This window comes from Brucella haematophila (assembly GCF_005938105.1).
GTDB classification, from domain to species: domain Bacteria; phylum Pseudomonadota; class Alphaproteobacteria; order Rhizobiales; family Rhizobiaceae; genus Brucella; species Brucella haematophila.
In genome coordinates this window covers 147,848-171,194 of record NZ_VCPE01000005.1, presented here as the reverse complement: position 1 = coordinate 171,194, position 23,347 = coordinate 147,848, and the positions used below count along the sequence as shown (strand labels likewise).

Genomic DNA, 23,347 nt, shown 5'->3' with positions numbered 1-23,347 from the left:
AAAATGATGCGGACCGGGCCTCTTCTTGCGAAACAGGTTCGTCATCTTATTTATAGCGTGAATTGGGATTCACCCTGCGAGGACATCATTGGCAAAGCTTACCAGTATCGGCGATGAAGCCAAAATCGCACTGGACACATTGACGGAACGTGCGACCGGGCTTCTTTCTCCTTCGCTGCGTCTTGGTGTGACAGGCCTGTCCCGCGCCGGCAAAACGGTTTTCATCACGGCACTGGTGCACAATCTCGTTCACGGCGGCAGGCTGCCGATGTTCGAAGCATACAAGTCAGGCCGGATTTCCCGCGCACTTCTGGAGCCGCAGCCCGACGACGCCGTTCCGCGTTTTCAATATGAGGAGCATCTGTCGGCACTTATCGATGAGCGCATCTGGCCGGATTCCACACGCGCCATTTCGCAGCTACGCCTGACTATTGAATATGAAACGGCTTCTGCATGGGGACGCTGGCTTTCTCCCGGGCGGCTTTCGGTTGATATTGTCGATTATCCCGGTGAATGGCTGCTTGATCTGCCGTTGCTCGGCAAGAGCTATGCCGAATTTAGTGCAGATTCCTTCGCTTTGGCTAATGAACCGACCCATATCGATCTGGCGCAGCCTTGGCTGGTGGAAGCGGCCTCGGTCGATCCGACCGAAAAGGCCGACGAATTGACGGCGCAGCGGCTGGCCAAGAGCTTCACTGCCTATCTGCGGGCCGGAAAAGCCGACGAGCGTGCGCTTTCCACTTTGCCGCCCGGTCGGTTCCTGATGCCGGGTGATCTTGACGGCTCGCCAGCGCTGACCTTTGCGCCGCTGCCAAATCTCTCACAGAACGACATTAAGGCCGGATCGCTCGCCGCCATGATGGAGCGGCGCTACGAGGCTTATAAGACCTATGTCGTGAAGCCGTTCTTTCGTGAACATATTGCGCGACTGGACCGCCAGATCGTGCTGATCGACGCTATGCAGGCCATGAACGCCGGTGGTGCCGTGGTAGCAGACCTCGAACGTGCGCTGACCGACATTCTGTCCTGTTTCCGGCCCGGACGTGCCAATCTCCTGACTGGCCTTATCCAGCGCCGCATCGGGCGTATTCTGGTGGCCGCAACCAAGGCCGACCATCTCCATCATGAAAGCCATGACCGCTTGCAGGCCATTGTGCGCCGTCTTGTGGAACGCGCCATCGAGCGCGCGAATTTTTCGGGCGCAGACATTGATGTTTTGGCCATGGCGGCAGTGCGGGCAACCCGCGAAGCGACCGTCACGCAAGGAAAAGAGGTTCTCCCCGTCATCGTCGGCACACCGCTCAAGGGCGAGCGCATCGATGGTGAGATATTTGATGGTGAAACGGAAACAGCTATATTTCCCGGTGACTTGCCAAAGAACCCTAATGCAATTTTTGAACAGGTTTCCACGCCGGAAGACCCTGCCATTCGCTTCGTCCGGTTCCGCCCTCCACGCCTTGAACGCACCGCCGAGGGTGTGACGCTGTCGCTCCCGCACATAAGGCTGGACCGCGCCCTTCAGTTCCTGATCGGAGATCGTCTGGCATGAGCGATGATACACCGCGCAAACCGACTTCCTTCAAGGTTGATACTCCGCCCCGCGCAAAGCCTCTTCCGGAAGCGCCAGACGAGACGCCGCGCCGCCCTCGTGCCGTAAAAGATCTGGAGCAGATCGTCGTTGAACCCGATATTTTCGAACTCAGCGACGAAGAAGCCGCCGAACTCGAAATTCTTGATCCGGCCTTCGAAGCGCCCAAACGCAAAGGCTGGTTTGGCGGATGGTCGCTTGGAAAAATCCTGACCGGCGCATTGGGCATTTTGGTTTCCTTTGCCGTCGGCATCTGGACAGAAGACCTTATTCAGGCGCTTTTCGCCCGTGCCGACTGGCTTGGCTGGACCGCACTGGCAGTGGCACTTGTAGCCCTCACCGCGTTCATCGCCATCATCACCCGAGAGTTGCTGGCCCTGCGACGGCTCGCCTCCGTGCAGCATTTACGCAAGGATGCAGCGGACGCCGCCGAGCGTGACGATATGGCTGGTGCCCGCAAAGCTGTCGATGATTTGCGCGCCATAGCGGCCAATCTACCGGAAACGGCGCGTGGACGTCAGCTCCTCGACGGTTTGACCGACGACATTATCGATGGGCGCGATCTGATCCGGCTTGCGGAAACGGAAATTCTGCGCCCACTCGACCGTGAAGCGCGTGTGCTCATTCTCAATGCATCGAAGCGAGTATCGATCGTCACGGCGATCAGCCCACGGGCACTGGTCGATATTGGCTATGTGATTTTTGAGTCGGCGCGGCTCATTCGCAGGCTTTCGCAGCTTTATGGCGGCAGACCGGGCACGCTGGGCTTCATCAAGCTCGCACGGCGCGTTCTTGCCCATCTTGCCGTCACCGGCACACTCGCCATGGGCGACAGCGTGATCCAGCAGCTGGTTGGCCAGGGTCTGGCATCGCGGCTATCGGCCAAACTCGGTGAAGGCGTGGTCAACGGCCTCATGACAGCGCGGATCGGCATAGCGGCGATGGACGTCGTGCGCCCCTTCCCGTTCAATGCCGAAAGACGCCCCGGCGTTGGCGATTTCATCGGCGATCTGGCTCGCGTCAATGCCGACAGAACGACCGCATCGAAGGCCGGCAAGGCTTCGACCGGTAAAACACAACCGTGAGTTTTCGGGGAAAACAGACCGACTTTCATCCCGATGAAAACCAAGCGTTAACCATTCAAGACGATTATTAGCACATAGAAATCCTGCGTCAGAATCGAGTGATCTGGTCGTTTGGCACAATCCTGTTTCGACGTGCCCATCCGGTCCGATTGTTTCTGATATTGCCGGTCAATCCGGCTTTTTGCAGCGTATGACACGACATTCGGTCGTGACATGCTGACCAACAACGATTAGGAATGGCGTCCAGTTGAGGTCGCAAATTCCGGGACAGAGCCGACTATGAAGAATTGCATCGCTGCCTGCCTGACGCTGCTGCCCGTCTCGCTTTCCGCTGCGCCGGTTCTGGCCGCAGACAAGGACAAGCAGTTTTTCCAGACGATCGAAGGCCAGTGGTCCGGTCCCGGTGAAATCGTTGCCGGCAAGTACAAGGGCACCAAATTCGTCTGCAATCTCGCTGGCTCCACGCCGGATGATGCGGTTGGCATGACACTGGACGGCACCTGTCGCGTCGGCGTCTTTTCTCAACCCATGAAGGCAACCGTCACCCGCGTCGGCTCCGGTTATTCCGGCAAGTTTAACGACGGGTCGGAAGGCAAAGGCCTCGATGTGACTTCGGGTTCCGTCAGCGGCAACAAGATGGTTTTCGGTCTCAATCGCAAACAGCTGAACGGCGCCATGCTAGCCCGCGTTTCCGATCAGAACACGATGAATGTCACCGTGTCGGTGCGTGTTGAAAAGGAACTCGTTCCGGTCATCGGCATGAGCCTCAAGCGCATTGATAATGTCGCTGTCGGTAGCATCGCCAAGAACTGATTTTTACAGTTTATTGGTTCCACCAGCCCGCATCCGTGCGGGCTTTTTCTATTTCGGATGATGAAACATCCGCTTTCCATTCGGCAATGGTGCGCCCGGCAACCGTCAAGGACGGTGCAATATCGTTGAGCGGCACAAGAACAAAGGCCCGTTCCTGCATGCGCGTATGGGGGAGCTGAAGCTCCGGCAGGGACATGGCAATCGGCTGCCCCGCAGCGTCTTTCATCGCAAGAATGTCGATATCGATAATGCGCGGACCCCAACGCTCCAGCCGCACACGCTTCAGCGAGCGCTCGACATCGAGACATGTTGCAATGAGTTCAAGCGGTTCGAGCGTGGTTTCCAACTCTGCGCAGGCGTTGTGAAACCATGCCTGATCGGTCTTGCCCCATGGCGGGGTGCGGTAAACGGACGAAACAGCCACGACGTTTGTATCAGTGCGCGCATCCAGCATGCGCAACGCACTGGCCATCGAAATAACGGGGTCATCAATATTCCCGCCAAGGCCAAGCCAGGCGCGATAAGGTCCTGCGACTAGGCTCACTGCGGATAAACCACCGTAACCTCGACATGATCCAGAACACCCGGCACCGGCGCATTGGGCTTGCGAACGGTGATTTCCGCGCGTTTGACCTGCGGAAACCGCTTGCTCAGAGCCTTGGCGACATCAAGCGCCAGCGTTTCAATCAGATAACGCTGACGTCCGGTGATGATTTCCTCAATCACCGTGAAAGCGGTGCCATAATGGACCGTGCCTTCAATATCGTCGCTTTCCAGCGCATTGCCCGGATCGACATCCAGAATGGCGTCGACATAAAAACGCTGACCGAGTTTGTGTTCTTCATCGAACACGCCGTGGTGCGCAAAGAATGCGCAATTCATAATCCGGATCGTGTACACGGCTTCACTTTCTGTTTTCGCTGCGCTTCACTTGCAGGATAGCATCCGCAACTGCAAGAGCGTCTCTATTAAAAGCGACATTGTGAACGCGAAAGATGTCGGCTCCTGCCAGTCGCAATGCCACCGAAGTCGCTGATGTAGCTATATCACGCTTCAACGGGTCGGTCTCACCTGTGATCGTGCCCACAAAGCGTTTGCGGGAGGTGCCGACCAGCCACGGATAGCCAAAACGCTGCAATTCCTCCATCCGCGCCATCAAAACCACGTCGTCTTCGACAGTCTTGCCGAAGCCAAAACCCGGGTCGAGAACAATGCGGGATCGGTCAATATCTGCCGCTGCTGCAATCTCAAGCGACTTGTTCAGGAAGACGGCACGATCCTCGACAACATCGGGATCAGTCTCCCGGTCGCGGGTCGTATGCATGATGACAAGCCCCGCCCCGGTTTCGCGAGCAACATCGGCAATAGCCGGTTCGCGCTGCAGACCCCAGACGTCGTTGACGATATGGGCACCAGCCTCAACTGCCGCTCTTGCGGTCGATGCCCGATAAGTATCAACCGAGATAATGCAGTCGAAACGTTCCGTCAGCGCCTTGATGACCGGCACGACACGGCCCTGTTCGGTTATCGCATCGACGCTTTCCGCGCCCGGACGGGTCGATTCCCCGCCAACATCAATGATAGTAGCGCCGTCCTCAAGCATCGTTCCGGCAGCGGCGAGCGCTGTTTCGAATTCGCTGTGATGACCGCCATCGGAAAAGGAATCCGGCGTAATATTGAGAATGCCCATGATCACGGACTTTTCCCCGAACTCAAGGCTACGCCCGTGAGCCAGATGCCAGATTTTCGCCATTTCCGGATATTCCTGTATAGATGCTAATTAAGACCCGCGATGCAACCAAGCTGGCCGACACTCATTTAACGAGAGGCGTTATAGTTCTCTTGACCTTTGCATGCCAAGCTGCGACGGCAAAATATGAGTTTATTCAGAGTTTAGAGAAAAGGTGCCAGGATATGATTTTCAAGAAGCGGATTCTGGCTTTTGGCGCGGCTCTTGCAATCGTTGCATCTCACGCCGACGCCGCCTCAATCTTCCGCGAATTCAAATATTACACCGTCAACGGCAAGACTGCCGCTGAACTGGATAAGGCACTGTCCCGTAGCGGTCCCTTCTTGAAGAAAACCGGACAACATCATCCGGGTGCAGCGGAAATCCGCTTTGACGCCAAGGTTCGCTATGGCCGCGCGCCGGGTCAATCCTGCAAGGTGCAAGACGTTTATGTCAATGTTCACGCCAAGGTTTCGTTGCCGCGTTGGGCGCAGCGCCGCAAGGCAACGCCGGAACTTGCGCTGATCTGGGACACACTCTATCAGGACATTCGCCGTCACGAGGAAAGCCACATTGTCATTGCGCGCAGTCATGCCAGCGAGATGGAACGACAAATCCGTGCACTTCCGTCGCGTTCGGATTGCGCCGTTCTGCGCAAGGATATCGACAAGATCACTGCTCGCCTGATGGAAGCACATGACGAGGCCCAGCAGCGCTTCGACCGCGTTGAGACCATCAATTTTGAAAAGCGCTTCGAGCGCCTGCTGACTTATCGTCTTGAAAAGATGAACCAGCTGCCGCGCTGATTACTGGGATCCGGCTTTCTGCAATCTCTTGCGCACGGCCTGCGTCATGAGAGCGGCTTCATGAAAGCCGGACAAGATCAGCTTCAGCTTGCCCGGATAATGGCAGGCATCGCCAATCGCAAAGATATCGGGCTGTGACGTTGCAAAGCTTTCGGGCGAAACAGCGATTGCATTGCCTGCCCTCTCCAAGCCAAGTTCGGCCAATGGATCGGGTCGCACAATCTGACCATCCGGTCCGAACGCCCCCAGACCCGAAGCAATCACCACGGCATCAGCCTTGATCGAGATCGCCTTGTCTGTCGTGAGGACAATGCACTCTCCGGCGCGTTCCAGCATGGTAACGGTTTGACCGTAATGAAATGTGGGACCGTAAGGCGCAATCTGTTCCAGGAGCCGCGACACCAGCTCGTCGCCCATAATTGTCGGGAAGCCCGGAATATCGAAGATCGGCTTGTCAGGATAAAAGACAGTGCTTTGTCCGCCCGGCCGATCCAGCGCGTCAATCAGTTGGCATTTGAACCCGAACAAGCCGAGCTGAAAAACGGCGAAGAGGGCAACCGGCCCTGCCCCGATGATCGCTATATCGTTTCTTATACCGATCCCCGGAGCCGCCGCCATCCTCTTAGTTCTGGCGTTCCGGCACCTGCACGACGAGACCGTCGATAGCATCGGTCACGCGGATCTGGCAGGACAGACGTGAATTCGGACGCACCTCATAGGCAAAATCCAGCATGTCCTCTTCCATCGGATCTGGTCCGCCGACCGTCTCGGTCCATTCTTCATCAACATAGACGTGGCAGGTCGCGCAGGCGCAGGCGCCGCCGCATTCGGCATCAATGCCCGGAATGCCATTGCGAATGGCCGCTTCCATCACGCTGGAACCGTTATCGGCCTCAACTTCGGTACGTGCCGCGCCGTCTGCGGATACGAATACGATCTTGGTCATTTTCATTCCTTGAAACGCGTGAAACCACGCGATCTTTTATCCTCTGCAACAGATCACCTGAAATTGGGATCTGCACGCATAATCTCGAAAAGGCAGATACGGCGTTCCGGCCCTAGTTTCAACTGCGAGTGCCCCGTTAAGCCCAACTGCGCCAATATGCCGTGTTATATAATGTATAAGCAGCTGCGCCAGCGGCGATATAATAGGTTTTCTGCAAAACTCCGCCTTGCCGTTGTGCAAGATTGGGGCATATGATGAAAAAATTGGGAACGCAGACAATCGCACCAACGAATCCTGCGCCCAAGCAATGCAGCTTAAAATTGCAGTACCGGAACATAAATTCGAAATACGGGCAATTTTGTTAACGAATTCGCGCCGCCTTTCGAACCGCAAAAAGCGATCCCTGCTGATTTCCACAACTTGCTGATAATTGCAAAAAGCCCGGAAACATCGCATTTTAGTGAAGCCAAACGTTTTCTGTTAACCTTGTATTTAAAGTTTTAGGCATCAGCGGGCGTCGCCTATTTCCTTAACAGGACCGAGCCGGTACGATGCAAAATGGCGGATAAAGTTTAGTAACGGCTCTTTGACGATCCGGCCGTCACGGTAATTGAGTACGAGGTAGGCGAACAATGGCTTCCAAATCCAAGGCACAGAAGCTCGACCTTGAGGTTGAAAAGGCACTAGAACAGGCACTCGACATCGACTTCGGCGATGATCTCGATATCGATATGGACTTGAGTGCGTTCGACGAGAGCTTCTCGGTCGACGATCTGGAAGAGCAGATTTCGCGCGCCGCTGAAGAGCTGGTCGCGGAACAGAAGACGAAGGCAGCAGAACCTGCGAAAGTCGCATCAGCGGCAATCGAAACCAGGGTTGCGCCAATCGTCTCTGCGTCCGTTATCGCCACACCTGCCGCGCCGCCTGTGCCGCCGGTGGTCAAAGCCGCGCCTGCGATGCAGCAGCCCGTACAGCAAATCGTCGCCAACACACCGCATAAGCCCACCTCCATCAAGCCGGACACGACGCAAGTCGCTCCTTCGCCTCAGGTTGCAGACGTGCCGGAAGCTCCGGAAGCCATCCTGCGCCCTGTTGCACCGGCAGCGACCGTCAGCGTTGCAGCACCTGCAGCACGTACGCCCGCCAACGACGACTCTCGCAACGACCGCGCAATCGCAACCGCACCGCGCCGCGTGACCGAGCGTACATCCAAGCTCTACTGGACCACGACTGCCATCAGCGTGCTTTGGGCTGCCGGTGGCGTTGCGCTTAGCAAGGCTGTCGATCCGACTGTTTTCTCGAGCCTTGAGGCCACCAAGAACTTCTTCACCTCGCCCGCTGGCATTGGCGTAGTTGCAGGCGTTGCCCTGCCCGTCGCGATGTTCTGGGGCTTTGCACAACTTGTGAAGCGCGCACAGGAAATGCATAACGCTGCGCGCAGCATGTCTGAAGCCGCCATGAAGCTGCTTCAGCCGGAAGCCGTATCGGCTGACCGCGTTTCGACGCTGAGCCAGGCCGTCCGCCGCGAAGTGGCTGCAATGAATGAAGGCATCGAGCGCACGCTTGCCCGTGCTGTTGAGCTGGAAACCCTTGTTCAGTCTGAAGTCAATCAGCTTGAGCGCGCTTATAGCGACAATGAAGTTCGCATTCGGTCACTGGTCGGCGATCTGGGCAATGAGCGTGAAGCCGTTGTCAGCCATGCCGAACGTGTCCGCTCTTCGATTTCCGGTGCGCATGAACAGCTCAAGGAAGAACTGTCGAGCGCATCCAACATCATCCGCGACAATGTTCTGTCTGCTTCCCAGCAGCTCAGCTCGCTGTTGAGCGAATCCGGTGAACGCCTCATCGGCAGCATCAATGAGAGCGGCAGCTCCATTGCCGAAGCCATTGAAACCCGCACGGGCGATATCGGTTCGCGCATCACGACTTCGGGCGAGGCTTTTGCCAATCTGCTCGATACGCGTATCGCGACACTCGACGAACAGTCCCGCACGATTTCCGAGCGCTTCACGACGGCTCTGGACGAACGCGCCGCTGGCATTGCCAACCTGCTAGGCAGCTCCACGGAATCGATGGTCAGCGAGTTCGACACGCGCCTTGCCAATCTGGAAGGCACCTTGTCTGAACGCGGCCATGCCCTGCTTTCCGAGTTCGAGGCTCGCGCCCACGCACTCGACAGCAGCACAGAAAAGCTCAACGCCGCTCTGGAAACGCGCTCGCGCCAGATCAACGAAAATCTCATCGCCCGCACGCGTGAAATTGCCGAGACTTTCTCGGGCGGTCGCGCTTCGCTCAGCTCGATGATCGATGAAACCAAGACGAAGATCAGCGACGATCTGACCTCAATCGGTGAAAGCGTCGGCAATCTTCTCGGTGAAAAGGCAGCTTCCTTTGCAGGCAAGCTGGCAGAAAGCCGCGATGTGCTTGCCGCTTCGCTGGAAGGCGAGACCGACCGCGTTTCGGCGGTTATTCGTGGTCATGCCGATACGCTGGCAGCCCGCACCGATGACATCCGCAATGCGATTGACGGCAGCGCATCGGCGCTCAATTCTGTCGCCGACAATCATGCCGCCATTCTGGCAGAGCGCACCACTGCGCTTCAGCAGGCAATGGCAAGCCATTCGGCACTGCTCGATGCGAGCTTTGCCGATCACGCCCGTTCGCTGGAAGAACGCGCTACCGCGCTGCATACCGTCATCACCGGCAATCAGGTCATGCTTGCTCAGCTGATGGATGAACGCACGGCTGCAATGCGTGATAATTTCAACGAAAATCGCGAAGTCATGGCCCGTGCCTTCGATGAACGCGTCAGCTCGCTTCAGGCCCTGATTGCTGACAACCAGTCTTCGCTGGCTCGCATTCTGGACGAACGCGCGGCAACGCTCGGCGAATCCATCGCAGCCGGACGCGACGCTTTCGAAGCAACGCTCGGCGAACATGTTCGCCACGTCGAAGAACGCACAAGCGGCCTGCGCGCTGTTCTGAACAACCACAATGACTCGCTGGTTGATATTCTGAACGGCCATGAGCAGACGATTGAAACGCGTGCAGCGGCCATCCGCGCAACGCTGAGCGACAGCACGTCTTCGCTTAATCAGTCCCTGCAAGACCATAGCGACGTTCTGGATCAGCGCACTGCCAATCTGCGCGGCGCAATTGCCGACAGCGCTTCCGCTATTGGACAGGCTTTCGAAGGCCAGACCGGCATTATCGAAGGACACACCGCCAATCTGCGCAGTGTCATCGCTGAAAGCGGTGCCGTTATCAATCAGGCATTCGCAGGTCAGAACGGCGCGATTGAAGAGCACACCGCCAACCTGCGTAACGTCATTGCCGATAGCAGCGCCGTCATCAACGATGCTTTCGCAGGCCAGACCGGCATTATCGAAGAACGCACGCAGACCATGGAAAAGGCGCTTTCTATCGGCGTCGACAATGTTCGCCGTGCGCTGGAACAGAGCGCCGGCGTTGTTGCCACCTCGCTACGTGAAAAGATCGGCGAAGCAGCAAGCACGCTTTCCGCTGAAGCTGCCAAGGCCGGTCAGGCTCTGGATGGTTTCGGCGAAGCCTTCAGCGCACGCCTGATTGACAATCTGTCGGGTACGGAAGCCCGTCTCGGTGACCGCGCAGACGCGATTGCCGGACGCCTCGGCGATATCGAAACCCGCCTCACCGGTGAGCTTGGTTCCATCGAAGCCCGCATCGCCGATACGGCAGCCAAGACGAGCGAGACCCTTGCCGGTCACAGCGAAGCTTTTGCAGCCAGCGTTGTCGATAATCTGGCAGGCACTGAAATCCGCCTCAATGAACGCGCCGGCGCTATTGCAAGCGGTCTTGAAGCCATAGAGAACCGCCTCACCGGCGAACTCAGCGCTATCGAAGCCCGCATCGCCGATACCGCATCGAAGACGAGCGAGACCCTTGCTGGTCACAGCGAAACCTTCTCGGTCAGCGTTGCCGACAATCTGGCGGGCACCGAAGCCCGCCTCGTGGAACGCGCCGATGCAATTGCCACCCGTCTCGGTGACATTGGCTCGCGCATCACGATGGAACTCGGTTCTGTGGAAGCCCGCATCGCGCAGGTTACGGATACGACGGCTGTCACTCTTGAAGAGCGCACCCGTGAACTCAATGCAGTTCTCTCGGCTCGCTCGCAGGAAATCACCAAGATCCTCAACGATACGGCAGAGCCGCTGGTTCAGCGCCTTGCCGACAGCGGACGCGGTCTGGCACAGCAGCTTGAAGAAGCGACCCATGCCGCCACCGACCGCCTGCGTTCGGAAAATGCCGCTCTGGTCAATGCACTGGCAAACCGCACGGCAGAAACCATTGCAGCTGTCCAGCAGGCAAAGGCTGGTCTCTCCGACAATGTCAGCGAGCTGATCGACCGCCTCTCCACTTCGAATGGCGAGCTTGGCAAGCTGATCGACGCTGCAACGCGCAACCTGACCGATATCGACGGTCGTCTCGTCGACACGACGTCGAGCTTCGTTGAAAACACCAATCGCGCTGCACAGATGTTCCAGGCCTCGACCGGTCTGATCGACACCAATATCGGCACGCTGCGTGCGCTTTCCGATAGCACCCTGTCGCAGATCGCCGACATTGCCGACCGTTTTGAAGACCATGGAAAGGTTCTTTCCTCGGCCTCCGACATGATCAATTCGGCTCAGAATGGTCTGGTCACCACACTGTCCGACCGCCAGCAGGCGCTCGACAAGCTGGCTTCCGGCCTTGTCGAAAAGTCGGAAGGCATCGAGAAGCTCATGCAGTCCTTCGAAACTCTGGTTGCCTCGGCATTCCAGCGCGCAGAAGGCCAGACCCGCGCCTCGGCGGAAAAGATGCGCGAAAGCGTTTCGGAAATCGTCGAGCAGGCAGCCCAGAAGTTCTCGGCAGCAACCGACGATATCCGTCGCACCGCTGGCGAAATTCGCACCGAGCTGAACACCACGCGCGGCGAGCTGAAGCGCGGCGTTCTAGATATGCCTGCTGAAGCCAAGGAAACGACGACCGCCATGCGCAAGGCCGTGAGCGAGCAGATCAGCGCGCTCAAGGAACTGGCAGAAATCGTCAACAAGTCGGGCCGTCTGGTCGACGTTGGCGAAAGCCGCGCAGACCGTCCGGTTTCGCGTCCTGCGCCCGCTGTACAGCGCCCGGCTCCTGTTCAGGCACCAGTTCAGCCCTCGGCTGCTCCGGTCGCACAGGCTGATGTTGCCGTTCGCCAGCGTCCGGTTGAAATGCCAAAGGCTCCGGCTGCAACGGCACCTGCCGCTGCCGCTGAAAAGCCTCGCGGCTGGGTTTCCGATCTCCTTGCCCGCGCATCGCGTGAGGAAGAAGAAGCCGTTCAGCCCAAGGCGCAGCCAACCGCCGCTCCGCGTTCGCCGAGCCATGTGGTTGAATCTCTGAACTCGCTGTCGGTCGATATCGCCCGCGCTATCGATCATGAAGCATCGGTTGAACTCTGGGACCGCTACCGCCGTGGCGAGCGCAACGTCTTCACCCGTCGCCTCTATACGCTCAAGGGCCAGCAGACGTTTGACGACATCAAGCGCAAGTATCAGACGGATGGCGAATTCCGCCGCGCTGTGGACCGCTATATGGACGACTTCCAGCGCCTGCTTGAAGATGTCGCCCGTAACGACCGCGACAACATGGTGACGCAGACCTATCTGACGTCCGATACCGGCAAGGTTTACACCATGCTGGCCCATGCCAGCGGTCGCCTGCGCTAAACAAGCGTCAGAGACACAAAACCATTCAGAACGCGGCCTTCGGGCCGCGTTTTTTGTTGCTCTGACAGGATAAAAACCGGCGCAGTTTACGTGGGCGCAGACGCCGCGAAGTCAGCGGTTCGCGGGTTTCTGATGCCAGATAAAAAGAAAGGCGGGGTTCAAACCCCGCCTTATTCATTTTTGCCGATCTGCTCGACCGTCTATGCGACTTAAATAGCGGATACCGTCCAGCCGACGATATCATTCGCGGCGCGATCAAAGGCTGCGTCAAGCGCCTTTACGTAAGCCGCATTGCCGGTTCCGCTAACAGGTGCAGTACTCCGGAACACGCGCGTTGCGCGCACTTCGCCGGTCTTGTCGTTCATGAGCTTGATGGCCAGTTCCACAACAGCGGTTCTGGAGCCGCCGTTGACCTGCACACCGAACATACGAAGGTCTGTCAGGATCTGATAATTAATGGCCAGACCGTCACCCGGACGGCCAACACCACCGAACACCCCGGTGTTCTCAAAGGACTGGACGAGGCGGGACTGAACGATATTCGTCAGCCTGTCGCCCCACTGCGCGCCTTTGAGATATTCAATGGAACCCGGCGCGGAACTAATCACGATGTTCTCGCTGTCGAGCGCCTTCAACGCCGTCGGTGTCGGAACCAGCAGTTGCAGGCTCTTACGGCTTGGTGACGAAACCGCTGGCTTCGGCGTCGAGAGGTTGAACGTATCGAGCGGTGTCGTTCCGCAACCGGCAAGAAGCGCCGCCAGAACGAGAGAGACGGAACCCGCAAGAGGAAGCTTGCGACGCGATTTCACGCCCATAAACCCGCTTTTCGAATTTTCAGCCGAGAACATCAATGACGCGCCCTTCCATTATACTGAGGTACACTGCCTTGCCCGCCGAAAATCAAACGTTGCGGGTTGCGTTCGAGCTCTGTGATAGCCTGCTCGATGCGCTGTATGGAGCGGCGGCTATCAACAACCACCGACTGCACATCCCGAAGACCCTGACCCGAGAAACGCTGCAAGTTATCTGCAATCGGTCCCAAACGCTTGTCGAGATTATCCGAAGTCTGACGTATGGATTCAAGCGTCGCCTTGGCCTGCGCCACAACGCCGTCCTTGTCATCCGTGGACAAGAGCTTGTCGGTCTTCGCCAGAATACCGTCAACGCGAACCGACGCAGCATTGAGACGCGCCATCGTTTCCTTCGCGTCCTCGATGATCTGCTTGATATTACCGGCGTTGGAGCCCAATTCATCGATGACATCGGCATTCTTGGCCAGCGCATCGGTGAACGTCTTTGTATTATTAATCGTGTCGGTCAGAGGACCACGGGCCTCTTTGACAAAACCTTCCAGCTCGCCGAGCACAGTGTTGGCGCGTCCGAAAATGTCCTGCGCGGTGGCAAGGAGATTGTTGACCGCTGACGGGTCAGCGTCGATACGCGCGACTGTATCTTCCTTGGCTGCTTCTGTCAGCAGGTTCGGTTCATCCAGACGACCACCCTTGAGTTCGATATAGGCCTGACCGGTCAGGCCCTGAAAGCCGAGCGTTGCAGCGGTAGAGCGCGTGATTGGCGTGCTGCCGTTCACACGGGTCTGCACGATCACCATTTCCGGGTTGCTCTCATCGAGATGCAAGCCTCGAACGTCACCGACCTTGATACCGTTGAACAGAACCTGACTTCCAACAGTCAGGCCGGTTACCGAGCCGGGAATACGCACATCCATAGGAATGGATTCGCGAGCCTCACCGAAGCGCGCAATCCAGTACACGAATCCGAAAGCCAGCAGGCTGACAAGCAGCGTGAAAACCCCGACCAGAACGTAATTGGCTTTTGTTTCCATATCTTATCCCGTCTGCAAGCGGCTGCCGGGCCGCCGTCTTGTTGGCGCCGAAGGATCGATCTGGCGCGCACGCTTGCCCCGAAAATAGGATTTAACCCATGGATCGTCTACATGCAGCATGTCTTCAATTGTGCCGCTGACCAGCACTTTTTTGTTCCCCAGAACAGCAATCCGATCGCAGATGGCGAAGAGACTGTCGAGATCATGCGTGACCATATAGACGGTCAGGCCCATCGTATCGCGCAGGTTCGCGATCAGTTCGTCGAACTCCGCAGCACCGATCGGATCAAGCCCAGATGTCGGCTCATCGAGAAAGACGATGTCCGGATCGAGCGCCAGTGCACGCGCCAAAGCGGCGCGCTTGATCATGCCGCCAGAAAGCTCCGATGGAAATTTCTCAGCCGTATCCGGCTTCAGTCCCACGAGATCGATCTTCAACCGCGCCAGCTCATCCATCAGCTTTGGCGACAGATCGAGATATTCGCGCATCGGCACCTGGATATTCTCAAGCACATTGAGCGCGGAAAACAGCGCGCCATGCTGAAAAAGAACGCCCATCCGCATGTCGATGGCCATTTTTTCCATTTCATTGAGGCGATCAATGTTGCGCCCGAGAATCTCGATTTCGCCGGACTGCTTCTTGTTCAGCCCCAAGATGGTGCGCATCAGCACGGACTTGCCCGATCCCGACGGACCGATGAAGCCCAGAACCTCACCCTTGTAGATATCGAGCGAAAGCTTATCCAGCACTGGCGAACGGCCAAACGAAACCGTCACGTCGCGTACCGATATGATCGGTTTCGCCGTGTGATGGCTTTCATCCTGCTGTGGTTGCGACTCTACGTCGATACCGTTCTCCATATCTATTCTTTAACCGAGCCAAGCTTCCGACTGAACAGCCGAAAGCGACCGAAGGTTCAGTTTTCTGTGTAACTGTGTCTCAAAGAACCCAAACAAAACAACGGTCATATAAATCTCTAGAAATTAATCGCTGCGTAGAACATCGCAAACATGCCGTCGACGACGATAACCACGAAAATAGCCTTCACCACCGATGCGGTGACACGGCGACCGAGTGATTCTGCACTTCCGCCGACTTTCATACCTTCGACCGACGCAAGAACACCGATGATCATCGCCATGAACGGCGCCTTGATCAAACCGGCGAAATAGGTGTTCAGCGCCACTGCATCATGCAGACGGCTGATAAAGGCCTCCGGCGAGATATTGGAATAGAACCATGCGACACCGCCTGCCCCGACCAATGCAGCCAGATTGGAAATAATGGTCAGCAACGGCAATACGATGACGAGCGCAACGAGGCGCGGAAACACCAGAACGCCAACGGGATTGAGCCCGATGACGGTCAGCGCGTCCGTTTCTTCGCGCATTTTCATGGAGCCGATTTCAGCGGTAATTGCACTGCCGGAACGGCCTGCGATCATGATCGCGGTCAAAAGCACGCCCAATTCACGCAAGACCAGAATGCCGACCAGATCGACCACGAATATCTCAGCACCGAAGTAACGAAGCTGAAACGCGCCCTGCTGCGCGATAATTGCGCCGACAATCGTCGACATCAGCACGATGATGGGAATGGCGCCAACGCCCATACGGTCCATCTGCGTCACGATGGCGGCAATCGGAATCCCACTTCCGCGACCATATTTGAGCTGCGCGCCGCGAATAGTGGCGCCCAGAATGTGCATCGACATCTTGAAGTCTTCGTAAATCGAAACGACACCACCACCAAGGGCCGCCAGAAACGCGATAAGAAAGAAAGGCTTCTTGGTGCGGGGAACATCGAGCGCTCGCTCAACAGCCCCGCCAACTTCATCCATCAGCGGTGCCCAGGATTCGCGGACGCCATCAAGCTGCACATCGGCCTTTTGGCTAACGAGGCGCTGCCTCAACCGCTCGACAAGCCAGGCGCCTGCCGTATCGAGACCGGATATGCCGGAAGCATCGATATGCGTGGATTGGCCGCCCGCTACTTTCTCGAGACTGCGCATTTTGTCATCGACAAGATGGACGCTCTGCGAAACCCAGCGTCCGCTCAGGTGAACGAGGCGAACGCCATCCTGATCCGTCACATCTATCTTTGGCGCGACATTCGCGGCAGCTCTTGCTTTGTCAGCAGTGTCGGTCAACATGGCAAACCTCATATACGAGTCGTAACACGACCGAAATACAGCGTATTGGAGCATCCGCCCGATGAATCAGACGAATAACCCAATTTCGCGCTCTCACGCACTATCTCATCCAAAAAGCCCATCAACTTTTCGGGATTGAGATTCGGAAGGCTCTCCATGCAGAATACCTTGAACATCCTCGTTGAACGCTACCCCATCGCCGGAAAATTCACAATTTCGCGCGGGTCAAAGACTGAAGCTGCCGTTGTTGTGTGTGCAATCGGCAACGGTGAGCATCAGGGGCGCGGCGAATGCGTTCCTTATGCGCGCTATGGCGAGAGCATTGAAAGCGTCACCGCTGCAATCGAAGCCGTCCGGGCCGAGATCGAAGGCGGCGCGACACGTCACGACATTCAGAAGCTGATGCCTGCCGGTGCGGCGCGCAACGCCGTAGACTGTGCCTTGTGGGATCTGGAAGCCAAGATCACCGGTAAAAGCGTTGCCGATACGCTGGGCGGTGTATTCAAGCCACTTGAAACGGCGATTACGGTTTCGCTTGGCACGCCCGAGGAAATGGCGGAATCGACAGCCAAAGTCGCGCATTATCCACTGATCAAGGTGAAGATGGGCGGCGAGAACGACATTGAGCGCATTCGCGCCGTCGCAGCCGCAGCGCCGAACAGCCGCATCATCATTGATGCAAACGAAGGCTGGACCGACGCGAATATTGTCGAAAACATGCGCGCTGCCGCCGATGCAGGCGTGATCCTGATCGAGCAGCCCCTGCCCGCTGGTAAAGACGCGATCCTGAGCCAGATTGAACGCCCGGTCATGATTTGCGCCGACGAAAGCGTCCACACATCAGAGGGTTTGGAAGAACTGGCCAAGCGCTACGATGCCGTGAACATCAAGCTCGACAAGGCAGGCGGACTGACCGAAGGGCTGGTGATGCGCGAAAAGGCCATTGGTCTTGGCCTGAAAATCATGGTCGGCTGCATGGTCGGCACATCGCTCGGCATGGCACCCGCAGTACTGCTGGCCCAAAAGGCGACGGTGGTGGATCTCGACGGACCGCTGCTCCTTGCGCATGACCGCGATCCGGGCCTTCGTTACGATGGCGCGCTTGTTTATCCGCCGGAAGCGACCGTCTGGGGCTGAGCTGTTTCCTGATAGGTACGGGACGGACGATCACCGGCAATCGAGGTCAAAGCCTCTTCAAAGATGTCGGCGCAGGTTTCCCACGTAAAGGGCTTCAGAACCTGTTCGGGATCGAAGGGTTCAAGCTCCAGCGCGGCCATGCAGGCCGCGCGCAAATCTTCCGAAAGAACCCCTGCGCCAGTTGCGCCAATGACGTCTTTCGATCCCGGCACAGGAAATGCCGCGACAGGCAGGCCAGACGAAATTGCTTCCAGCAAAACAAGGCCAAACGTGTCCGTCCGACTTGGGAAGACGAATACATCAGCCGACGCATAGGTTTCCGCAAGCGCCTCACCTTCCCGCTTGCCGACAAATACGGCATCCGGAAAACGTGATTTCAGATCATCGAGCGCCGGGCCATCACCGACAATCAGTTTGGTACCGGGAAGATCGAGACTGAGAAAAGCCGGAAGGTTCTTTTCCGTCGCCACGCGTCCAACGCAGATGAAGACTGGTCCCGGCAGATCGCGGTTCACATTGGCGCGGGCGTGAAACACACCCCGATCCACACCGCGCGTCCACAGATTGAGGCCCGTAAAGCCGCGCTCTTTCAAATCATCCAGAATAGATTGCGTCGGCACGAGCGTATGCGACGCGGCATTGTGGAAGTAACGCAGAAATCCGTAGCTCCAGCTCAAGGGAACCGGAAAGCGTTCCGCCACATATTCAGGGAAGCGTGTGTGAAAACTGGTGGTGAAACTCCAGCCCTTTTTCAGGCATGCCTGCCGCGCCATATAGCCCAGAGGGCCTTCGGTGGCGATATGGACATAGTCCGGCTTCATCTGTACGAGCCGCCGCCGAAATGCACCGGGTGTCGTGAGAGCAAGCCTGATCTCGGGATAGGTCGGGCACGGTATCGACTTATAATCGAGTGGGGAAACGACGATCACCTCGTAGCCCCGCGCGCGCATCATTTCCTGGCATTTGGTCAGTGTGCGGACAACACCGTTGACTTGTGGATGCCAGGCGTCGGTGACGATGACGAGCTTGTTCATCCGGCAATGTTCGCCACATTACGGGCCGGGCTTACGGGGCGTGGCAGCCGGACAATTCTGTTATCGTCAGTGCGGTTATTGTGAGCGATAGCCTTGCCGCCGGACGATTTCTCGTCGCGCATCTGGGTCCATTTGACCAGTTCCATACGACCGTCAAAATGCTCCAGCACCGCCGTGCAGCTTTCCACCCAGTCACCGGTGTTGATATATTCAACATCGTTCATTTTTTCGATGGTAGCGTGGTGAATATGGCCGCAAATAACGCCATCGACACCGATGCGCTTCGCCTCTTCAGACACGACCGTTTCGAACTCACCGATGAAATTGACCGCCTTCTTCACCCGGAACTTCGCCCAGGCCGAAAATGACCAGTAGCGCAGACCGAAGAGAGACCGCACACGGTTCATCAATGTGTTGATCCAGATGGCGGTATCGTAGGCCCAGTCGCCGAGATAAGCGATGAAACGGGCATTGCGCACCACCACGTCGAACTGATCGCCGTGGATCACAAGAAACTTGCGGCCATCCGCCGTCTCGTGAATGGAGCGGTTCATGACTTCGATGCCGCCAAAATGCGTGCCCTGAAAATTACGCAGGAACTCGTCGTGATTGCCGGCGATGTAGATGATGTTGGTGCCCTTACGGCTTTTGCGCAACAGCTTCTGGACAACGTCGTTATGTTCCTGCGGCCAGTGTCAGTTGCGCCGCAACCGCCAACCATCGACGATATCGCCAACCAGATACATCGTATCCGCATCATGGTAACGCAGGAAATCGAGAAGCAGGTCGGCCTGCGCGGCCTTGGACCCCAAATGCACATCCGATATGAAAATCGTCCGGAATTTCTTCGCCTGTGCTGCGTCAGTGCTCATTTTGGTTGTCCCTCTCAATGGCAACCTGAAACTGCGCGCAGAAAACCTGATTCATGTCACAGGGGCATGACGGGACTGTAACGCGCATATGACAGCGGTCGACGGTCCACCAGCCACCTGAAAACCACGATCACCGAATATTGAGCGTGAAAAACACCGAAAAACGTCCAAATCGGGCGCAAGAAAAGTGGACACATCAGCGCGTCAACCAGAATCCGGTTGATTGCCCTTGGCGCTTGGTGGCATGTCTCCATGACCTTTAAAAAAGCAAAGAGGATCGAGCCGTGGATTTGGGCTTGAAAGGTCGCAAGGCAATCGTGTGCGCTTCCAGCAAAGGTCTGGGTCGCGCCTGCGCTGAAGCGCTTGCCGAAGCAGGATGCGATATCGTGCTAAACGGCCGCAGTGAAGAAACGCTGCTTCAAGCAGCTGAGGCCATCCGCGCAGCCTATGGCGTCAATGTTGTCACTGTAGCTGCCGATGTTTCGACCCCGGATGGTCAGCAGGCGCTGCTTGCCGCCTGCCCTAACCCCGATATTCTCGTCAACAACAATGGCGGGCCGCCTTTCCGCAACTTCCGCCTGCTCGACCGCGAAGCGCTTCTTGAAGGCGTGACGCAAAACATGGTCACTCCCATTGAGCTGATAAAGGCCGTGATTGACGGTATGGTTGAGCGTGGCTTTGGCCGCATCGTCAATATCACCTCCACCTCGGTCTATGCGCCCATTCCGGGGCTTGACCTGTCGTCCGGGGCCCGTGCCGGGCTGACCGCCTTTCTGGCTGGCGTTGCCCGCACTGTTGCGGGAGCCAATGTTACCATCAACAATATCCTGCCCGGGGCCTTCGATACGGACCGTCTGCGCAAGGGCTTTGCCTTCTCGGCGCAGAAGACCGGCACCACCGCAGAAGCGGAAGCCGCCAAGCGAGCAGCCCGCATCCCCGCGGGACGCATTGGCCAGCCGGAAGAGTTCGGGAAAGCTTGCGCCTTTCTCTGCTCACAGCATGCAGGCTATATAACGGGGCAGAATCTCGTTATTGACGGCGGCGCTTATCAGAGCGCCTTCTGACACGGCCATTACATTACAGATAAACTCATTCTCCAAAACGGGCCTAATGGGACGTGAGAGTTTGAGCTAAAACCCAAAGTGCCCGACCCACGTGTTTAAAGGCTCGGTGTGCATGTGATTGCACCCTCCACGCGCCGCTCATCATCCCGGCGGTGCGGAAAAATGGAAAGCGATGCGACTATGACCAAGAAAACTCCTTCCACGCCGACGCGTTCGGACTTCGATGAAGCAGCTCTGTTTTTTCATCGATATCCAAAGCCCGGAAAGCTGGAAATCCAGGCAACCAAGCCGCTCGGAAATCAGCGCGACCTTGCGCTCGCTTATTCGCCGGGCGTGGCAGCACCCTGCCTCGCCATTCAGGAAGACCCGGCAACCGCTGCCGAATACACGGCGCGCGGCAACCTCGTGGCAGTTGTTTCGAATGGTACGGCTGTTCTCGGCCTCGGCAATATTGGCGCGCTCGCATCGAAGCCGGTCATGGAAGGCAAGGCGGTCCTGTTCAAGAAATTCGCCGATATCGATGTTTTCGACATCGAAATCGACGCGCTTGAAATCAACCGTGTCGTCGACGTGGTTTCCGCTCTTGAACCGACCTTTGGCGGCATCAATCTGGAAGACATCAAGGCACCGGAGTGTTTCGAGGTTGAAGAACAGCTTCGCGCCAAGATGAATATTCCGGTTTTCCATGACGACCAGCATGGTACGGCAATCATCGTAGCCGCCGCCGTGCTGAACGGTCTGGAGCTTGCCGGCAAGCAGATTGCAGACGCCAAGATCGTCACCTCCGGTGCCGGTGCGGCGGCTCTCGCCTGCCTCAATCTTCTCGTCAATCTCGGCGCCAAGCGCGAAAACATCTGGGTCTGCGATCTGGAAGGCGTGGTCTACGAAGGCCGCAACACGCTGATGGACCGCTGGAAAGAAATCTACGCGCAGAAGACCGACGCACGCACGCTGGCCGATGTCATCGGCGGCGCGGATGTGTTCCTCGGCCTTTCGGCGGCGGGCGTCCTGAAGCCGGAACTGCTCAATCAGATGGCCGAAAAGCCGCTGATCATGGCGCTTGCCAATCCGAAGCCGGAAATCATGCCGGAAGAAGCACGCGCCGCGCGCGCCGACGCTATGATCTGCACCGGACGGTCCGACTATCCCAACCAGGTCAACAACGTTCTTTGCTTCCCATACATCTTCCGCGGCGCGCTTGATGTCGGCGCAACCGCAATCAATGAAGAGATGAAGCTTGCCGCCGTGCGCGCCATTGCATCGCTTGCGCGTGAAGAACCTTCCGATGTCGCTGCCAAAGCCTATTCCGGCGATACACCGACCTTCGGCCCAGATTACATCATTCCCTCGCCTTTCGATCAGCGCCTGATCCTGCGTATTGCTCCGGCTGTCGCCAAGGCTGCGATGGAAACCGGTGTCGCCACGCGCCCGATCGAAGACATGGAAGCCTATCTCGACAGGCTGAACCGTTTCGTGTTCCGCTCGGGCCTCATCATGAAGCCGGTTTTCGCTGCCGCTCGTTCGCAAGATAAGCCGAAGCGCGTCATCTATGCCGATGGTGAAGATGAGCGCGTGCTGCGCGCCGCACAGGTGGTGATCGAAGAACGTATCGCCGCGCCGATCCTCGTCGGCCGTCCGCAGGTTGTTGAAACACGTCTGCGCCGCTATGGCCTGAAAATCCGTCAGGGCGTTGATTTCGAACTGATCAACCCTGAAGACGATCCACGCTACCGCGACTATGTCGACCTGTATCTATCCTATACGGGCCGTCAGGGCGTCACGCCGGAAGCCGCCCGCACCATCGTGCGCACCAATTCGACCGCCATTGCGGCGCTTGCTGTGATGCGTGACGAAGCGGATGCGATGATCTGCGGTCTTGAAGGCCGTTTCGAACGCCATCTGCGCGTTGTGCGCCAGATCATCGGCATTGTGCCGGGTATCCGCGATTACTCCGCGCTCAGCCTGCTGATTTCGCAGCGCGGCGCGCTGTTCCTGACCGACACCTATGTGAATGTCGATCCGAATGCCAACGAGCTTGCCGAAATGGCGATCCTCGCCGCCAAGGAAATCGACCGTTTCGGTATCGTGCCGAAAGCTGCTCTGGTTTCGCATTCGAATTTCGGTTCGAAGGAAAGCGCCAGCGCAGAAAAGATGCGTCAGGCTGCCGCTATTCTCGCGGAAAAGGCTCCAGACCTCGAATCCGATGGTGAAATGCATGGTGACTCGGCGCTGTCTCAGGCACTGCGCGACCGCGTGTTCCCGAATTCGCGCCTCAAGGGTGAAGCCAATCTTCTGGTTTTCCCTAACCTTGATGCAGCGAATATCACGCTCAACGTCGTCAAGACCGTCACAGACGCGCTACATGTCGGCCCGATCCTGCTCGGTGCAGCACGCCCTGCGCATATTCTGACGCCTTCGGTCACATCGCGCGGCGTCGTCAACATGACCGCTCTATCGGTAGTGGAAGCGTTGCAGCGCGCAGGCGAAACGCCTGCCCGCAAGGCAAAGATTCGCAAGTAAGCACCTTCCAAAACAACAAAGCCGG

At 57.3% G+C, this 23,347-nt stretch carries 18 protein-coding genes and 2 pseudogenes; 9 read left to right on the top strand and 11 right to left on the bottom strand.

From position 1 onward, the window contains the following. Positions 1-88: 88 nt before the first annotated feature. The 3 genes from FGI60_RS10235 to FGI60_RS10225 all read left to right on the top strand — a co-directional run bounded on the left by FGI60_RS10235 (position 89) and on the right by FGI60_RS10225 (position 3,486). Positions 89-1,549 carry a YcjX family GTP-binding protein gene (locus FGI60_RS10235; RefSeq protein ID WP_138785085.1) on the top strand — a complete coding sequence of 487 codons (1,461 nt, stop codon included), beginning with the start codon at positions 89-91 and terminating at the stop codon, positions 1,547-1,549. Then, the gene (locus tag FGI60_RS10230; RefSeq protein WP_138785084.1) at positions 1,546-2,673 is read left to right on the top strand and encodes a YcjF family protein; all 1,128 of its coding nucleotides are present in this window, start codon (positions 1,546-1,548) and stop codon (positions 2,671-2,673) included. Before FGI60_RS10235 ends, FGI60_RS10230 begins: the two co-directional genes overlap by 4 nt. 279 nt (positions 2,674-2,952) lie before the next feature. Continuing rightward, positions 2,953-3,486: a hypothetical protein gene (locus tag FGI60_RS10225; protein WP_138785083.1), complete on the top strand. Its 534-nt coding sequence runs from the start codon at positions 2,953-2,955 to the stop codon at positions 3,484-3,486. Between the two features lie 10 nt (positions 3,487-3,496). On the opposite strand, the gene folK is transcribed toward FGI60_RS10225, so the two are convergent. The 3 genes from folK to folP all read right to left on the bottom strand — a co-directional run bounded on the left by folK (position 3,497) and on the right by folP (position 5,239). Next, positions 3,497-3,958: a 2-amino-4-hydroxy-6-hydroxymethyldihydropteridine diphosphokinase gene (gene folK / locus FGI60_RS10220; protein ID WP_138785191.1), complete on the bottom strand. Its 462-nt coding sequence runs from the start codon at positions 3,956-3,958 to the stop codon at positions 3,497-3,499. Positions 3,959-4,026: 68 nt separating this feature from the next. Further along, a complete protein-coding gene (gene folB / locus FGI60_RS10215) occupies positions 4,027-4,386 on the bottom strand; it encodes a dihydroneopterin aldolase (protein WP_078338572.1) in 360 nt (119 codons plus the stop codon). 4 nt (positions 4,387-4,390) lie between these two features. Beyond that, positions 4,391-5,239: a dihydropteroate synthase gene (gene folP, locus FGI60_RS10210; RefSeq protein WP_138785082.1), complete on the bottom strand. Its 849-nt coding sequence runs from the start codon at positions 5,237-5,239 to the stop codon at positions 4,391-4,393. A gap of 161 nt (positions 5,240-5,400) precedes the next feature. Here folP and FGI60_RS10205 point away from each other — a divergent pair, with 161 nt between their 5' ends. After that, positions 5,401-6,021, top strand: a complete 621-nt coding sequence (locus FGI60_RS10205; RefSeq protein WP_138785081.1) for a DUF922 domain-containing Zn-dependent protease — start codon at positions 5,401-5,403, stop codon at positions 6,019-6,021. Here the strand turns inward: FGI60_RS10205 and FGI60_RS26520 are convergent, their stop codons facing one another. Both FGI60_RS26520 and FGI60_RS10195 read right to left on the bottom strand, forming a co-directional pair. Continuing rightward, positions 6,022-6,639: an NAD(P)/FAD-dependent oxidoreductase gene (locus FGI60_RS26520; protein ID WP_138785080.1), complete on the bottom strand. Its 618-nt coding sequence runs from the start codon at positions 6,637-6,639 to the stop codon at positions 6,022-6,024. It abuts the gene before it with no gap. 4 nt (positions 6,640-6,643) lie between these two features. Further along, positions 6,644-6,967, bottom strand: a complete 324-nt coding sequence (locus tag FGI60_RS10195; protein ID WP_078338655.1) for a 2Fe-2S iron-sulfur cluster-binding protein — start codon at positions 6,965-6,967, stop codon at positions 6,644-6,646. A 609-nt stretch (positions 6,968-7,576) separates the two neighbouring features. Here FGI60_RS10195 and FGI60_RS26805 point away from each other — a divergent pair. Further along, a pseudogene (locus FGI60_RS26805) lies at positions 7,577-10,170 on the top strand (kinesin); the annotation flags it as partial. Then, positions 10,144-12,699, top strand: a complete 2,556-nt coding sequence (locus FGI60_RS26800; protein ID WP_407921682.1) for a hypothetical protein — start codon at positions 10,144-10,146, stop codon at positions 12,697-12,699. The pseudogene FGI60_RS26805 and the gene FGI60_RS26800, both read left to right, overlap by 27 nt. A 209-nt stretch (positions 12,700-12,908) precedes the next feature. On the opposite strand, the gene FGI60_RS10185 is transcribed toward FGI60_RS26800, so the two are convergent. The 4 genes from FGI60_RS10185 to FGI60_RS10170 all read right to left on the bottom strand — a co-directional run bounded on the left by FGI60_RS10185 (position 12,909) and on the right by FGI60_RS10170 (position 16,695). Further along, positions 12,909-13,508, bottom strand: coding sequence for an ABC-type transport auxiliary lipoprotein family protein (locus FGI60_RS10185; RefSeq protein ID WP_407921680.1), 600 nt, complete (start codon positions 13,506-13,508; stop codon positions 12,909-12,911). Between the two features lie 38 nt (positions 13,509-13,546). Next, positions 13,547-14,542, bottom strand: a complete 996-nt coding sequence (locus tag FGI60_RS10180) for an MlaD family protein (protein WP_138785078.1) — start codon at positions 14,540-14,542, stop codon at positions 13,547-13,549. Between the two features lie 3 nt (positions 14,543-14,545). Continuing rightward, positions 14,546-15,403, bottom strand: a complete 858-nt coding sequence (locus FGI60_RS10175) for an ABC transporter ATP-binding protein (RefSeq protein WP_138785077.1) — start codon at positions 15,401-15,403, stop codon at positions 14,546-14,548. Positions 15,404-15,519: 116 nt separating this feature from the next. Then, positions 15,520-16,695 (bottom strand): MlaE family ABC transporter permease, encoded by a 1,176-nt coding sequence (locus FGI60_RS10170; RefSeq protein ID WP_138785076.1) that lies wholly within the window; start codon positions 16,693-16,695, stop codon positions 15,520-15,522. 156 nt (positions 16,696-16,851) lie between these two features. Between FGI60_RS10170 and dgcA the strand changes: the two genes are divergently transcribed. Continuing rightward, positions 16,852-17,832: an N-acetyl-D-Glu racemase DgcA gene (dgcA, locus tag FGI60_RS10165; RefSeq protein WP_138785075.1), complete on the top strand. Its 981-nt coding sequence runs from the start codon at positions 16,852-16,854 to the stop codon at positions 17,830-17,832. Here the strand turns inward: dgcA and FGI60_RS10160 are convergent. Then, positions 17,802-18,866, bottom strand: coding sequence for a glycosyltransferase family 4 protein (locus FGI60_RS10160; protein WP_138785074.1), 1,065 nt, complete (start codon positions 18,864-18,866; stop codon positions 17,802-17,804). The two genes, dgcA and FGI60_RS10160, sit on opposite strands and share 31 nt — an antisense overlap. Next, positions 18,863-19,738 (bottom strand): annotated as a pseudogene (locus tag FGI60_RS10155) (UDP-2,3-diacylglucosamine diphosphatase). The gene FGI60_RS10160 and the pseudogene FGI60_RS10155 overlap by 4 nt, the downstream one beginning before the upstream one ends. Positions 19,739-20,022: 284 nt before the next feature. On the opposite strand from FGI60_RS10155, the gene FGI60_RS10150 reads away from it, so the two are divergent. Next, positions 20,023-20,802, top strand: a complete 780-nt coding sequence (locus tag FGI60_RS10150) for an SDR family oxidoreductase (protein ID WP_138785073.1) — start codon at positions 20,023-20,025, stop codon at positions 20,800-20,802. Between the two features lie 180 nt (positions 20,803-20,982). Then, positions 20,983-23,322, top strand: a complete 2,340-nt coding sequence (locus tag FGI60_RS10145; protein ID WP_138785072.1) for an NADP-dependent malic enzyme — start codon at positions 20,983-20,985, stop codon at positions 23,320-23,322. Positions 23,323-23,347 lie beyond the last annotated feature (25 nt).